The sequence below is a fragment of the Shimia sp. R9_1 genome (genome assembly GCF_017743775.1).
Classification (GTDB): Bacteria; Pseudomonadota; Alphaproteobacteria; order Rhodobacterales; family Rhodobacteraceae; genus Shimia.
Map to the genome: position 1 here is coordinate 180,892 of NZ_JAGHRN010000007.1, position 14,068 is coordinate 194,959.

At 58.4% G+C, this 14,068-nt stretch carries 13 protein-coding genes; 8 read left to right on the forward strand and 5 right to left on the reverse strand.

Features of this window, described 5'->3' with window-relative positions; all coding sequences use genetic code 11:
• Positions 1–82 precede the first annotated feature (82 nt).
• From J7399_RS19140 to J7399_RS19155, 4 genes are all read right to left on the reverse strand, one after another.
• A complete protein-coding gene (locus tag J7399_RS19140; protein ID WP_209065296.1) occupies positions 83–1,570 on the reverse strand; it encodes a replicative DNA helicase in 1,488 nt (495 codons plus the stop codon).
• Positions 1,571–1,779: 209 nt separating this feature from the next.
• Positions 1,780–2,460 (reverse strand): orotate phosphoribosyltransferase, encoded by a 681-nt coding sequence (locus J7399_RS19145; protein WP_209088943.1) that lies wholly within the window; start codon positions 2,458–2,460, stop codon positions 1,780–1,782.
• A gap of 21 nt (positions 2,461–2,481) precedes the next feature.
• Positions 2,482–3,528: a dihydroorotase gene (gene pyrC, locus J7399_RS19150; protein WP_209065294.1), complete on the reverse strand. Its 1,047-nt coding sequence runs from the start codon at positions 3,526–3,528 to the stop codon at positions 2,482–2,484.
• A 61-nt stretch (positions 3,529–3,589) separates the two neighbouring features.
• On the reverse strand, positions 3,590–4,534 hold the full coding sequence (locus tag J7399_RS19155) for a phosphoadenosine phosphosulfate reductase (protein WP_209088946.1): 945 nt from the start codon (positions 4,532–4,534) through the stop codon (positions 3,590–3,592).
• 207 nt (positions 4,535–4,741) lie between these two features.
• Here J7399_RS19155 and J7399_RS19160 point away from each other — a divergent pair, with 207 nt between their 5' ends.
• From J7399_RS19160 to J7399_RS19195, 8 genes are all read left to right on the forward strand, one after another.
• The gene (locus tag J7399_RS19160; RefSeq protein ID WP_209088949.1) at positions 4,742–5,650 is read left to right on the forward strand and encodes a MoxR family ATPase; all 909 of its coding nucleotides are present in this window, start codon (positions 4,742–4,744) and stop codon (positions 5,648–5,650) included.
• Between the two features lie 60 nt (positions 5,651–5,710).
• A complete protein-coding gene (locus tag J7399_RS19165; RefSeq protein ID WP_209088952.1) occupies positions 5,711–6,967 on the forward strand; it encodes a VWA domain-containing protein in 1,257 nt (418 codons plus the stop codon).
• A gap of 93 nt (positions 6,968–7,060) precedes the next feature.
• Complete coding sequence (locus J7399_RS19170) at positions 7,061–8,029, forward strand: XdhC family protein (RefSeq protein WP_209088955.1); 969 nt, start codon at positions 7,061–7,063, stop codon at positions 8,027–8,029.
• A complete protein-coding gene (locus J7399_RS19175) occupies positions 8,026–9,045 on the forward strand; it encodes a molybdopterin-binding protein (RefSeq protein WP_209088958.1) in 1,020 nt (339 codons plus the stop codon). The genes J7399_RS19170 and J7399_RS19175 overlap by 4 nt, the downstream gene beginning before the upstream one ends.
• Positions 9,046–9,187: 142 nt before the next feature.
• Complete coding sequence (locus J7399_RS19180; RefSeq protein ID WP_209065288.1) at positions 9,188–9,673, forward strand: (2Fe-2S)-binding protein; 486 nt, start codon at positions 9,188–9,190, stop codon at positions 9,671–9,673.
• Between the two features lie 109 nt (positions 9,674–9,782).
• Positions 9,783–12,146: a xanthine dehydrogenase family protein molybdopterin-binding subunit gene (locus J7399_RS19185; protein WP_209065287.1), complete on the forward strand. Its 2,364-nt coding sequence runs from the start codon at positions 9,783–9,785 to the stop codon at positions 12,144–12,146.
• A gap of 12 nt (positions 12,147–12,158) precedes the next feature.
• The gene (locus tag J7399_RS19190; RefSeq protein WP_209088962.1) at positions 12,159–12,947 is read left to right on the forward strand and encodes a xanthine dehydrogenase family protein subunit M; all 789 of its coding nucleotides are present in this window, start codon (positions 12,159–12,161) and stop codon (positions 12,945–12,947) included.
• Between the two features lie 72 nt (positions 12,948–13,019).
• The gene (locus J7399_RS19195) at positions 13,020–13,415 is read left to right on the forward strand and encodes a hypothetical protein (protein ID WP_209088965.1); all 396 of its coding nucleotides are present in this window, start codon (positions 13,020–13,022) and stop codon (positions 13,413–13,415) included.
• Positions 13,416–13,474: 59 nt separating this feature from the next.
• Here the strand turns inward: J7399_RS19195 and infC are convergent, their stop codons facing one another.
• The gene (gene infC / locus J7399_RS19200) at positions 13,475–14,020 is read right to left on the reverse strand and encodes a translation initiation factor IF-3 (protein ID WP_209065422.1); all 546 of its coding nucleotides are present in this window, start codon (positions 14,018–14,020) and stop codon (positions 13,475–13,477) included.
• Positions 14,021–14,068 lie beyond the last annotated feature (48 nt).

The following is a 14,068-nucleotide window of genomic DNA, read 5'->3' on the forward strand; positions in this document are numbered from 1 at the left end:
TACCGACGCGATACCGACGTCCCGTTTTGGCGCTGAGACGCCGTTTACCTTTTGATTCGTTCGCTCAAAAAAAACGCGGAGGTCAGTACTCCTCCGCCCCTCCCTGCTGCCAGGGCTGCACAAGGTTGCCAAAGCGGGTGAACCGCCCCTCAAAGCTCAGCTCCACCGTGCCAATCGGGCCGTGTCGCTGCTTACCCAAAATCACCTCGGCCTTGGCGTGCAAACGCTCCATGCGCTCCTGCCAGGCGGCCATCTCATCCAGACGGTCATCCGAAGGCTTTTCACGCTCCACATAGTATTCCTCACGGAACACGAACATCACCACGTCGGCGTCCTGCTCGATCGAGCCCGATTCCCGCAAGTCACTGAGCTGTGGGCGTTTATCGTCGCGGCTCTCCACCGTACGCGAAAGCTGGGACAGCGCGATCACCGGGATATTGAGCTCCTTGGCGATGGCTTTCATGCCCATGGAAATCTCCGCGATCTCCTGCACCCGGTTGTCTGCTGTGCCGCGGCAAAGCTGCAAATAGTCGATGATCAACAGATCAAGCCCGTGGGTCCGTTTGAGGCGCCGCGCCCGCGCCGCCAACTGCGCAATCGGCAGGGCTGGGGTGTCGTCAATGAACAGCGGGCAGGCTTCAAGGTCTTTCGCGGCCTGCACAAACCGGCGGAATTCCTCCTCGGTCATGTCCCCCTTACGGATCTGCTCAGAGGGGATCTCAGCCGCCTCAGACAGGATACGCGCAGCCAGCTGTTCTGCTGACATTTCAAGGCTGTAGAAGCCAACCACCCCGCCTTCAACGGCTCCTTCAGAGCCATCCGGCTTGATACCTTTCTTGTAGGCTTTGGCCACGTTAAACGCGACGTTGGTGGCCAGCGAGGTTTTCCCCATCGAGGGACGTCCCGCAAGGATCAGAAGGTCTGACGGGTGCAGGCCCCCGAGCTTCTTATCCAGATCAATCAGACCGGTGGAAATCCCGGCAAGACCACCCTCCCGCTGATAGGCGGCGTTGGCGGTGTTCACAGCCTCTGTAACCGCCTTTAGAAAGCTCACAAACCCGCGTTCTGAGGAGCCTTGCTCCGAGAGCTTGTAGAGCGCCTGTTCGGCCTGAACGATCTGCTCTTTCGGCTCCAGTTTGATGTCGGCTTTCTTGGCTCTGGTGGCAATGTCATTGCCCAGCCCAATCAGCTCGCGCCGCATCGCCAGATCATAGATGATCTGTGCGTAATCCCCTGCCGCAAAAGCAGAAATTGCCGCGCCCGCCAGACGCAGCAGGTACGCCGGACCACCCAGTTCTTTCAGGCCTTCGTCGTCTTCCAGAAAGGCCTTCAGCGTCACAGGGGAGGCCAGATTGTTCTTCGCAATCCGCGCCGCAGCCACCTCAAAAATCCGCGCATGCACCGGCTCATAAAAATGCTCGGAGGTGATGATCGAGGCGACCCGGTCAAAGATGTCGTTGTTGGTCAGAATCGCACCCAGAAGCTGTTGCTCAGCCTCAATGGAATGAGGCATTGGGTCTTCTTCAGGTGCTGCCTCAGCGCCCGGATTGATACTCGAAATTTCGTTCATGATCTTGCCCAACTGCCCCCTAAGCGTCGGTTGTAACAACCGCACTTATGCCGGGCAAACTGTATGTTTCTGTGGAACACCTGTGGATAACTGCTGTCCACCCGATATTGTCAAACGAAGCGGCACCTCGTCAACATATAGGGTCAAAGCAGCGTTCTCACGCCCGCACATCAGGCCGGCGTGAGACAGATTTTGCCGATGGGTTGGCCTTAGCCGTTCTTGCGGGCCTCTTGCCAGGCGCGCGGATCCTTGAGGAAGGTTTCCACCTCCGCCAGCGTCTCTTCAGAGAAGGCACCCTGCGCTTTGGCTTCGGCCAGCACATCCCACCAGGTGCAGAGATAGTGCAGCGCCACCCCATGGTCGCCGAGGGTTTTCTCGGTCTCCGGGAAGATGTCATAGTAGAAGATCACTGCGGTGTTGCCACAGCTTGCACCGGTCTCGCGGATCGCATCCACAAAAGACAGCTTGGAGCCGCCATCGGTGGTCAGATCTTCCACCAACAGCACGCGCTCGCCTTCGCTCATCGCGCCTTCGATGCGGGCGTTCTTGCCGTAACCCTTTGGTTTCTTGCGCACATAGGTCATGGGCAGCGCCATGCGCTCTGCCACCAATGCGGCAAAAGGGATGCCTGCGGTTTCGCCGCCAGCGATGTTGTCAAACGCCTCAAATCCGGCTTCGCGCATCACGGTGACGGTCATGAAATCCATCAGCGTGGCACGGATGCGCGGGAAGGAGATCAGCTTGCGGCAGTCGATATAGCTTGGGGACGGCAGGCCGGAGGCCAGCGTGTAAGGCTCATCGGTGTTGAAGTTCACCGCGCCAATTTCCAGCAGCATACGGGCTGTCAGGCGGGCAATTTCTTCTTTCGGCGGGAAGGCGGTTGGGATCATCTCAATGTCCTTTGGCAGCAGTTATTGGTCGGCGACGTTCCAGAACACGTCAAAGCCCGGATCAAACACAGTGACCGGCCCGTCAGAGCATTCAATTTTCTCTGGGAAAACGGCGGCTTCGGCGCCTTTGGTCAGCGTGAGCTTGGCGTCGTTCACAGGCAGCCCATAGAAGCTCGGGCCATTGCGGCTTGCGAATTTCTCCAGATTCTCAAGCGCGTTTTCTTCTTCAAACACATGAGCCAGAAGCGCCATTGTGTTGGTCGCGGTGAAGCAGCCCGCACAGCCACAGGCGTTTTCTTTCAAATCGTCCACATGCGGTGCACTGTCGGTGCCAAGGAAGAACCGTGCATCCCCCGAAGTCGCCGCTGCGCGCAGGGCCAGGCGGTGCTCTTCGCGTTTGGCCACAGGCAGGCAGTAATAGTGCGGTTTGATGCCGCCCACGAGGATGTGGTTGCGGTTGATGATCAGGTGGTGCGTGGTGATTGTTGCGCCCAGATCGGTCGCATTGTCTTGCACATAGGCAACACCGTCCTTGGTTGTGATATGTTCCATCACAACGCGCAGACCCGGTGTGGCTTTGCGGATCGGATCCAGAACGCGGTCGATAAACACCGCCTCGCGATCAAAAATATCAATGTCGTGGTCGGTGACCTCGCCATGCACACAGAGCGGCAGGCCGATCTCGGCCATTTTTTCCAAAGCCGCGCGCACGTTTTTGAAGTTGGCCACGCCGCTTGCAGAGTTCGTGGTTGCGCCAGCCGGATACAATTTCACGGCTTTGATCAGCCCGCTGGCATGTGCCGCTGCGATATCTTCGGGGTCACTGTCCTCGGTGAGGTAAAGCGTCATCAGAGGGGCGAAATCCATGCCCTCCGGCAGCGCCGCCATAATGCGGTCTTTATAGGCTGCGGCCTGCGCGCCGGTCACCACAGGTGGCACCAGATTCGGCATGATGATCGCGCGGGCAAAATGGCGAGCGGTTTCAGGCAGAACGGCTTTCAGCATCGCGCCATCGCGCAGATGCAGGTGCCAGTCATCGGGGCGGGCAATCGTCAGGCTTTGGGTCATGCCTGCGCCTTACACAAAAGCAGGTGTGCTGGCTAGCCTTTGATGTGATGGTTTTGGGCGTTTAGCCTGCAAGCCGCCCTTGCTCGGCAGCCCGCGCCAATCCATTCAGATGCCGCAGGAAGCGCGGCGCTTTCAGGCGACGTGCCACATTGGCACAGAGCAGGGCGCTGACAAAGGGCCGCTTTTTCCCGCTCACCGCATCCAGCAGGCGGTTGAGGTAAGGCAAATGCCCCCGCCGCGCCCGATAAAGCTTGTAAAAGGCGCCGCGGCTGAGTGTTCCCGCCCCGGCTTTCACAAGAACCCGATAGAGGATTTGCATCTCCAGCAGATCGTTTTCGATCGCGGCACCAAGAAAGGGCGTTGGGAGGAGGGTGCTGTTGTCGATGGAAAAGAGCGTCGCATGCATCGCATCCAGAGCTTCACGCGGATCATAGATCACAAAGCACCGGTCCGCAGAGGCCGCCATCTGAGGGGCAAACCCGTATGGTCCCTCAAACGCCAGTCGCCGCGCCTTTGGGAAACGGTGGTCCCAGCCAGCCAGTCTTGGCGCGAGGGTCGCTTGCGGCTGTACCACCACAACTTGCGCTTCTGGGGCTGCCGCAGAGAAGGCCGCCGCGGCATAACCGCAGGGGCCTGTTCCATAAAACACCACTTCGTCAAAGCGCTCAAAAAAGCCATCGGCTTTCAGTTGGTCAAAATAGGCATACACCGCCGGATCGCGAAACCAGGTGTCGCCATTGCTGAGAATACAAAGATGTGACCAGCCCAGCTCACGAACCAGCTCCCAGCCCAGCGGCTGCCCGGTGTCCGCACGTGACTGAATGCCGTCAATGGTTTCAAAGGTCACCAAGAGGACAGGTTTGTCTTCGATCAGCGTGGCGCAGTGTTGTCGGCCCAAAGGTAGGAAATGGCCATGTTTTTCAACCACATCCTTCAGCTGTCGCAGCCAAGCCGCTTTGGACAGGCCGAGCATTGGCGTGTCAAACCCATTGGGTGAATCCTGCATTTCTTTTCCCTTTGGCGCCCGGTTTGTCCGGTTGTGTGGCGTCCATTTTTGGCTCTTGCCGGACAGAATAGGAACCATTTGCGGCAGAAATGTGGAGCGGCGCGGTTTTTCTACAACTTTTGTCCCAGCCCCCTGCGCTTGACCTTCCTGCATGGGCTGTGCAGCCTGACGCGGTGATTTATGATGCGGGACGCAAGGCGGGGACTTATGCAAGCCATTGAAAGTATTGACGCGGTTCAATCCATGCTCGCGGCGGAAGGCTACGTCTGTGGCCGCCCATTGGCAACGGTGGTTTTTCTGGCTCTGCGCCTCGGGCGTCCGATTTTTCTTGAAGGAGAGGCGGGTGTCGGCAAAACCGAAATCGCCAAGGCGCTTTCGGCGGCCCTCAATCGCAATTTGATCCGTCTGCAATGCTACGAAGGATTGGACGCGGCCAGCGCTGTATATGAATGGAACTTTGCAGCGCAGATGGTGGCAATCCGAACCGCGGAGGCAAGCGGCGGCGCAGATCGCGCTGCGCTTCAGGAAGAGCTCTTTAGTCAGGACTACCTCGTGGAACGCCCGCTGCTCAAAGCCATGCGGTCTGACCCTGCCGGGGCGCCGGTGCTCCTTATTGATGAGCTGGACCGGACGGATGAGCCTTTTGAAGCCTTTTTGCTGGAAGCATTGAGCGATTTTCAGGTGACGATTCCGGAGCTTGGCACAATCAAAGCGCCAGAGCCCCCCATCGTGATTGTCACCTCCAACCGGACGCGTGAGGTCCACGACGCGCTCAAGCGCCGCTGCCTGTATCATTGGGTGGATTACCCAGACTTTGAGCGCGAGATGTCTATTTTACAGGCCCGTGCGCCGGAGGCAGCCGCCAGTCTGAGCCGGGAGGTCGTGGCCTTTGTGCAGAAGCTGCGCACCGAAGATCTGTTTAAGAAACCCGGTGTCGCGGAAACCATTGATTGGGCCAAATGTCTGCTGGCGCTCGATGTTTTGACGCTCAGCCCGCAGGTGATTGCGGACACGCTCGGCGCGGTTCTGAAGTATCAAGACGATATCGCAAAGCTACAGGGATCTGAGGCCAAGCGGCTTCTGGACGAAGTGCGCGCGTCCTTGGAGCCGGCCTGATGTTTCCTCTTGCCTTAAATATCCCGGGGGGTGCGGGGGGCTGGCCCCCCGTTTGGCACGATGCCTGAATACCTCCCGCTCGACATTCCGGAAGACCCCAAGCTGACGCAGAACATCACGTGGTTTGCACGGGCTTTGCGCAAAGCCGGTTTGCCGATTGGCCCGGGGCGACTGCTGGATGCGATACAGGCTGTTGAGGCAGCAGGTTTCACCAGCAAACAGGATTTTTATTGGACGCTGCATGCGTGTTTTGTGTCACGCCCTGAGCACCGCACCACCTTTGCGCAGGTGTTCCGGCTTTATTGGCGAGACCCGCGATATCTTGAGCACATGATGTCCATGATGCTGCCCGCCGTGCGCGGCGTGCAGGAAGATCGCACAGCCCAAGCAGGGGAGAAACGCGCCGCGGAGGCGCTGCTTGACGGCGCAAACGCTGAGCTGCCGGAGGCGGAAACGCAGGAGGAAGACGGCACACAGATCGAGATTGACGCCTCCATGACGATGTCATCAGAGGAAAAGCTGCGCACGCTGGACTTTGAGCAGATGAGCACCGATGAAGTTGCCCAGGCCAAGCGCATGCTGGCGCGGCTAAAATTGCCTGTGCAGCCCATTCAATCCCGGCGTACCAAAGCGGATCCTCTTGGCTCGGGCGTGGATTGGCGCGCCACCATGCGCAAATCCATGCGACAGGGAGGAGATCTCTCCGAAATCGCGCGCAAGAGCCGCCGCACGCGCTGGCCCAATCTTGTGGTGATCTGCGATATTTCCGGCTCCATGAGTCAATACAGCCGCATGGTGCTGCATTTTCTGCATGCCGTGGCCAATCAAAAGGGCGCGGGATGGGCGCGGGTGCATGGCTTCACGTTCGGCACGCGGCTGACCAACATCACACGCCATCTCGCAACCCGGGATGTGGATGCTGCCTTGGCCGCCGCTGGTGCTGAGGCGCAGGACTGGGAAGGTGGTACGCGGATTGGCGAATGTCTGCACGCCTTTAACCGGGATTGGTCACGTAGGGTGATGGGGCAGGGCGCAGTTGTGCTGCTGATATCGGACGGTCTGGATCGCGGTGCCCCCGAGGATCTCAGCAAAGAGATGCAACGTCTGCATCTGTCTGCGCGGCGGCTCATCTGGCTCAACCCTTTGCTGCGGTGGGAGGGGTTTGCCGCCAAAGCACAAGGCATTCGCGCCATGCTGCCCCATGTGGACAGCTTTCGCGCTGGCCATTCTATTGCGTCTATCGAGGCCTTGGCGGAGGCTTTGTCTCGGCCGGATGACATCGGAGAGAAGGCGCGGCTTTTGCAGGGAATTCAATAAGCTGGCGTGCCTGTGTGCGATGGGAGCGAGGCCAAGTGGTCTTGTGTTACGCAAAGGGCTCCCCCATGTTCAGCCGAGACGAGGGAGATCATCATGAGCCAATCACCTAAAGACGCGCCCGAGCTGGCGTTGGAGTGGCACCGCGCAGGACGAGGCGCAGCGCTGGCAACGGTGGTGGAGACCTGGGGGTCCGCGCCTCGACGTGTTGGCGCGCAGATGGTGGTCTCCGGTGACGGGCAGATCGAAGGCTCGGTTTCAGGCGGCTGTGTCGAAGGCGCGGTGATGGTCGAAGCGATGGACGCACTCGACAGCGGCAAAGGCACCCTGCTGGAATTTGGCGTGAGTGATGGCGATGCGTTTGCTGTGGGCCTTGCCTGCGGGGGCACCATCAAGGTTTTGGTGGAGCCGGTGGGGGCGGTTTTGGGTGAAGAGGTGCTGGCTGAGCTTGTGGCCGCCCGTGCGGCCCGTAAAGCGGTGGCCTATGTGTGTGATGCTGAAACCGGAGGTGGCGCGCTCATCACGGAAGGTTTTGAAGAGCGCTTCCGCATGGACCGATCTGGCGTTGAGGAAGACGGGCGTTTTGTTGCCATCCACAATCCCCCTTTGAGAGTGGCTGTGGTTGGTGCGGTCCACATCGCACAAGCGCTGGTGCCCATGGCACGCATTGCGGGGTTTGATCCGGTGATCGTTGACCCGCGTTCCGCCTTTGGCTCAGAGGCGCGGTTTCCCGGCGAGAAGATCATCGAGGATTGGCCTGACGAAGCGATGGAGCAAATCGGGCTTGATGCACGCACCGCGCTTGTATTGCTGACCCATGACCCGAAGTTGGACGACCCCGCGTTGCACATCGCTCTAAAATCCAAAGCTGTTTATATCGGGGCGCTTGGAAGCACGCGCACCCATGCAAAACGGGTGGAGCGTCTGGCAGAGGCCGGATTTGAGGTAGCGCAGATTGCGCGTATTCACGGGCCGATTGGCTTGGACATCGGCGCGGCCAGCCCCGCAGAGATTGCTGTTTCGATTATGGGCGAACTGCTCCGCGTGTTGAGGAAAGGCGCATGAAGTTCGGCTCTGTTGCCCTTGCAGAAGCGGAAGGGGCGATTCTCGCGCACTCCTTGGTGCTGCCTGCATCAAGGGCCGATGACAAACCCACGCGCGTTCCGAAAGGAACCTGTCTCACCTCCGAGGAACTTTCTGCTTTGGCCCGCGCAGGAATGGAAACAGTCACCGTTGCGCGGCTGGAAGATGGTGACGTGGATGAAGACTCTGCGGCCGCGCAACTGGCATCTGTTCTGCTGGAAGGCAAAGCGCGCGCGGGATTTCGGGCCACCGGCGCAGGTGCCGGGCGGGTCAATCTCTACGCCAAAGGCTGTGGTTTGGTGCGCATCAATGCGGATATGGTCAATCATATCAATAGCGTTGATCCCATGATCACATTGGCGACCGTGCCGGACCGCCATCGTGTCGATGCGGATGGTATGGTCGCAACGATAAAAATCATCTCCTATGCGGTGCCGCAGGCAGCGCTGGATGCTGTCTGTTCTGTGGTTGAGGACGCTCTCGTGTTGCATCCTCCGATTTTCTCTTCTGCGACGCTGATTGAGACCACAATCGCTGGCGATACGCCTTCTGACAAAGGTCGCCGCGCGATGGCTGGGCGTGTGGAGCGCATGGGTATGACGTTGTCGCCGCGTGTGCTTGTCGCCCATGAGGTCGGCGCGCTGGCCAGCGCGATTGAGCAGGTGACAGGTCAGGTTATTTTTGTGCTCACGGCCTCGGCAACGTCGGACACATTGGATGTGGCCCCGCAGGCTTTGCGTGAGGCCGGGGGCACTGTGGAGCGCTTTGGCATGCCGGTGGATCCGGGAAACCTTTTGTTTCTTGGCCGCTTGGGTGAAAAGCCGGTGATCGGTTTGCCAGGCTGCGCCCGATCTCCGGCGCTAAATGGTGCGGATTGGGTTTTGGAACGCGTTGTCTGTGGCGAAGAGGTCAGCCACAGTGACATCGCGGCCATGGGAGTTGGCGGATTACTCAAAGAGATCCCAACGCGCCCCATGCCACGCGAGAAAGGTGTTTAACCGCAGCAGGCTCGGTTTTTTATGCACATACGACCAATGTCTAAACGCATTCTCCCGATCCTTTGAAAAAGCGGGTTCTCAATCGCCAAGGGGGCTGCTTTACTCCTGAGCAATGACAAAGCCACTAATGCGGGAGGAGCCAATGTCACAGGTCACCATGACTGTGAACGGCAAGCAAATGTCCGGAGATGCCGAAGGACGCACTTTGCTCAGTCAATTTTTGAGAGAAACCCTGGGCCTGACAGGCACACACGTTGGATGCGACACAAGCCAATGCGGCGCTTGCGTTGTGCATGTGGATGGCGTTGCAGTGAAATCCTGCACCATGCTGGCCATGGAGGCAGACGGGGCAGACGTATCGACCATCGAAGGTCAGGCTGCGGCTGATGGCACATTGAATGCTCTGCAGCAGGCCTTTCAGGATCATCACGGTCTTCAGTGCGGCTTTTGCACGCCGGGCATGATCATGTCCGCAGCAGACCTGCTCAAAGCCAATCCCAAGCCAACCGAGGCAGAGGTGCGCCATCATCTGGAAGGCAATATCTGCCGCTGCACAGGCTACCACAATATCGTCAAGGCGATCATGGCGGCCAGCGGTCAGGACGTGAGCAGCATCGCTGCCGAATAAGACTGTTCGCTGCGCAGGAGGAGGCGCGGACGAACGTGTTTGAGATCACGGACCGGGCGTCGAGAGCCGCAAGATGCGCGCACCACCCCGGTTATTAGGGAGGAAAGACATGCCAAAAGATCATGGCATCGGCGCCAGCCCCAAGCGGCGCGAAGACGTGCGGTTCCTGAGTGGGACCGGCAACTATACGGACGATATCAATGTGAGCGGGCAGGCCTATGTGCACTTCCTGCGCTCCGATGTTGCGCATGGCCGGATCACGTCCATCAACACCGAAGCCGCCGCGGCCATGCCAGGCGTCTTGAAGATTTTCACCGGTGCGGATTTTGAAGGTGTGGGTGGCATTCCTTGTGGCTGGCAGGTGACGGACCGTCACGGCGAGCCGATGCAGGAACCCGCGCACCCGGTGCTGGCGCAAGGCAAGGTGCGTTATGTTGGCGATCAGATCGCCGCTGTGGTTGCCGAAACGCTTGAGCAGGCGCGCGATGCGGCTGAGGCCATCGAAGTTGATCTGGAGGAGCTGCCAGCCGTTGTGGACATGAAAGCCGCGCTGGCGGACGGGGCCACCAAGGTTCACGACGATTTGACCTCCAATCTTTGCTATGACTGGGGATTTGTTGAAGAAAACAAACCTGCGGTTGATGCGGCCTTTGAGGCGGCGGCGCATGTGACCACATTGGAGCTGCGCAACAACCGGCTTGTTGCCAACCCGATGGAACCACGCGTTGCGATTGGTGATTTCAACCGTGGCACCGGTGACAGCACGCTCTACACCACAAGTCAGAATCCCCATGTAATCCGCCTTCTGATGGGCGCATTTGTGTTGGGCATTCCTGAGCATAAATTGCGCGTGGTTGCGCCGGACGTTGGTGGCGGGTTTGGGACCAAGATCTTCCACTACGCCGAAGAAGCGTTCTGCACCTTTGCGGCCAAAGCGCTGAACCGTGCGGTGAAATGGACCTCAACACGGTCTGAAGCCTTCATTTCTGATGCGCATGGCCGCGACCACGTGACCAAGATCGAATTGGCGCTGGATGCGGAAAACAACTTCACGGCCATTCGCACCGATACCCATGCGAACATGGGGGCCTACCTCAGCACCTTCGCGCCATCGGTTCCGACTTGGCTGCATGGCACGCTCATGGCGGGGAACTACAAGACGCCCTTGATTTATGTAAACGTCAAAGCGGTCTTCACCAACACGGTGCCTGTTGACGCCTATCGCGGCGCGGGTCGCCCGGAAGCGACCTATCAGCTGGAGCGGGTGATCGACAAAGCCGCACGCGAGCTTGGAGTTGATCCGATCGCGCTGCGCCGCCAGAATTTCATCACGGAGTTCCCCTATGCCACGCCGGTGGCGGTCGAATATGACACCGGTGATTATCACGGCACCATGGATGCACTTGAGAAGATCGCTGATTTCTCGGGCTTCGAAGCGCGCCGCAAAGAAAGCGAAGCGCGTGGTAAACTGCGTGGCCTTGGTGTGAATTGCTACATTGAGGCTTGCGGCATCGCGCCGTCCAATCTGGTTGGTCAGCTTGGTGCGCGGGCGGGTCTTTATGAGAGTGCAACGGTCCGTGTGAATGCGACCGGTGGTCTGGTCGTCATGACAGGCAGCCACAGCCATGGGCAGGGGCATGAAACCTCCTTCCCGCAGGTGATTGCCGAAATGATTGGTATCGACGAAAGCATGGTCGAGATCGAGCATGGCGACACCGACAAAGCCCCAATGGGGATGGGTACCTATGGCTCCCGCTCGCTTGCGGTTGGTGGCTCTGCGATGGTCCGCGCGACCGAGAAGATCATTGCCAAAACCAAGAAAATCGCCGCACACCTGCTTGAAGCTGCTGAAGCGGACATCGAGTTGAAAGACGGTACATTCTCCGTCGCGGGCACGGACAAATCCGTGGCCTGGGGTGATGTGACACTGGCCGCTTATGTGCCTCATAACTACCCATTGGAGGACATTGAGCCGGGCCTGGAAGAGACGGCGTTTTATGATCCGGCTAACTTCACATATCCTTCTGGCGCTTATGCCTGTGAGGTTGAAGTGGATCCGGAGACCGGGAAAGTCACCATCGAGGCGTTCTCTGCCGCAGATGACTTTGGCAATGTTGTGAACCCGATGATCGTTGATGGTCAGGTTCACGGCGGTATCGGCCAAGGCATCGGTCAGGCGCTGTTGGAAAACGCGGCTTATGATGAAAACGGTCAGCTCTTGAGCGCGTCTTACATGGATTACGCGATGCCGCGTGCCAGCGATGTGCCGTTCTACAGTGTCGACCACTCCAGCCAGACGCCTTGTACGCATAACCCACTGGGCGTGAAAGGCTGTGGCGAGGCTGGTGCAATCGGTTCACCACCCGCAGTTGTCAACGCTGTGGTTGACGCGCTGCAATCCGGTGGCCACAAAGTTGATCATGTAGATATGCCCGTGTCGCCATCGCGCGTCTGGGCGGCGATGAACGCCTAAGGAGGAGACATCATGTATAATTTTGATTTTGAGAAGCCCTCCACAATCGCGGATGCGGTTGCTGCTTTGGGCGCGGAAGAAGCGCAGGCTCTTGGTGGCGGACAGACTTTGATCCCCACCCTGAAACAGCGCTTGGCCAGCCCGAGTAAACTGGTGAGCCTCAAAGGTATCAGTGAAATGCAGGGGGTCTGCATTGCGGATGATGGGGCTGTTTGCATCGGTGGCGCCACTTGTCACTCAGATGTCGCAGGAAGTTCGGATGTTTTTGCCGGCCTTGCGGGCCTTGCAGGTGGCATCGGTGATCCAGCGGTACGTGCGCGCGGCACCATTGGTGGCTCTCTGGCCAACAATGATCCTGCGGCCTGCTATCCGGCGGGCGCCCTGGGCTGTGGTGCGACGATCATGACAAACAGTCGTGAAATCGCCGCAGACGACTACTTTGAGGGCATGTTCACGACCGCGCTTGAGGAAGGCGAGATTGTCACCGAAGTGCGCTTCCCTGTGCCTGAGGCATCCAACTATCAGAAATTCGAACAACCCGCTTCCCGCTTTGCGCTGGTCGGTGTGTTTGTTGCGAAATTCGCTGATGGGGTCCGTGTTGCCGTGACAGGCGCGTCTGAGGAAGGTGTGTTCCGTTGGACAGAAGCAGAAGCAGCACTTTCTGCCAACTTCTCAGCCGATGCCATCGCGGATCTGAAACTGAGTTCGGATGGCATGATTGCTGATTTGCATGGCACTTCTGAATATCGCGCGCACCTCGTGGGTGTTTTGACACGACGCGCGGTTGCAGCAGCGGCCTAGAGCGCCTTATAGTTTTGAAAAATGGGAGGGCGGCTGTTAGATCAGCCGCCCTTTGCTTTGGAAAGGCGACAAATGATTCTCGATATTTGGAACAGTTTTCAGCGGCTGCCGCTGTGGGTGCGGATTTGGATGTGCGTGGTTCTGGCGCCAATCAACATGGTCCCGCTTTTCTGTATCGGCACACATCCCTCGGCCATCTGGATCGCTTTGCTCTCTGTTATGGGGATGCTGGTGAACCTGCCGATTCTGATCAAAGAGCGTGGCTTCTCCGCGGCGTTGTCCTTTCCGCATTTGATATTCTGGGTGCCGCTTGTTGTGATTTTGCTCACACGCCCGCCGTTTCTGGAAGGAGCAACCGGTGCCTATGCCAGCGTCCTTTCGGTGCTTCTGATCGTAAACATCATTTCTCTGGGCTTTGACGTCAGAGAGGCGGTCAAATGGCTGCGCGGTGCGCGCGACATTGCATGAGGCAAAGAAAAAGCCCCGGCCAAAGGCTGGGGCTTGAACGTTTGTTATGACCGTTCGGCTTACTTGGAGATTGGGCCGATCATCATGATCATTTGCCGGCCTTCCATCTTGGGCATGTTTTCCACTTTGCCCAATTCTTTGATGTCTTCAGCCACACGCTCCAGAAGCTCACGGCCGAGATTCTGGTGGGCCATCTCACGGCCACGGAAGCGCAGGGTGACTTTCACCTTGTCGCCTTTTTCGAGGAACTTGATCACGTTGCGCATTTTGACGTCATAGTCATGCGTGTCCGTGTTCGGGCGGAACTTCACCTCTTTGACCTCAATGGTCTTCTGCTTTTTGCGCGCCTCGGACTCGCGTTTCTGCTGTTCATATTTGAACTTGCCGAAATCCATGATCTTGCAAACCGGAGGGTTCGCATTTGGGGAGATCTCAACAAGGTCCAGACCAGCTTCTTCGGCCATTGTCATGGCTTTGGCCGGGTGCACGACTCCGACGTTTTCGCCGTCTGCGCCAATCAAGCGGATTTCGGGAGCGCGGATGCGCCCATTGATACGAGGTCCGGTGTCACGCTGTGGCGGTGCGTTATGAGGTCTGCGGGCTATCGTTTTGTTCCTTCGATGGTGAATACCTATGAGTGGCTAATTTATTCG

Coding starts and splice junctions, on each gene's coding strand:
- J7399_RS19160 (WP_209088949.1), top strand. CDS start 4,742: ATGCAAGCCATTGAAAGTATTGACGCGGTTCAATCCATGCTCGCGGCG.
- J7399_RS19195 (WP_209088965.1), top strand. CDS start 13,020: ATGATTCTCGATATTTGGAACAGTTTTCAGCGGCTGCCGCTGTGGGTG.
- J7399_RS19190 (WP_209088962.1), top strand. CDS start 12,159: ATGTATAATTTTGATTTTGAGAAGCCCTCCACAATCGCGGATGCGGTT.
- pyrC (WP_209065294.1), bottom strand. CDS start 3,528: ATGACCCAAAGCCTGACGATTGCCCGCCCCGATGACTGGCACCTGCAT.
- J7399_RS19165 (WP_209088952.1), top strand. CDS start 5,711: ATGCCTGAATACCTCCCGCTCGACATTCCGGAAGACCCCAAGCTGACG.
- J7399_RS19180 (WP_209065288.1), top strand. CDS start 9,188: ATGTCACAGGTCACCATGACTGTGAACGGCAAGCAAATGTCCGGAGAT.
- J7399_RS19175 (WP_209088958.1), top strand. CDS start 8,026: ATGAAGTTCGGCTCTGTTGCCCTTGCAGAAGCGGAAGGGGCGATTCTC.
- J7399_RS19170 (WP_209088955.1), top strand. CDS start 7,061: ATGAGCCAATCACCTAAAGACGCGCCCGAGCTGGCGTTGGAGTGGCAC.
- J7399_RS19185 (WP_209065287.1), top strand. CDS start 9,783: ATGCCAAAAGATCATGGCATCGGCGCCAGCCCCAAGCGGCGCGAAGAC.
- J7399_RS19145 (WP_209088943.1), bottom strand. CDS start 2,460: ATGATCCCAACCGCCTTCCCGCCGAAAGAAGAAATTGCCCGCCTGACA.
- J7399_RS19140 (WP_209065296.1), bottom strand. CDS start 1,570: ATGAACGAAATTTCGAGTATCAATCCGGGCGCTGAGGCAGCACCTGAA.
- J7399_RS19155 (WP_209088946.1), bottom strand. CDS start 4,534: ATGCAGGATTCACCCAATGGGTTTGACACGCCAATGCTCGGCCTGTCC.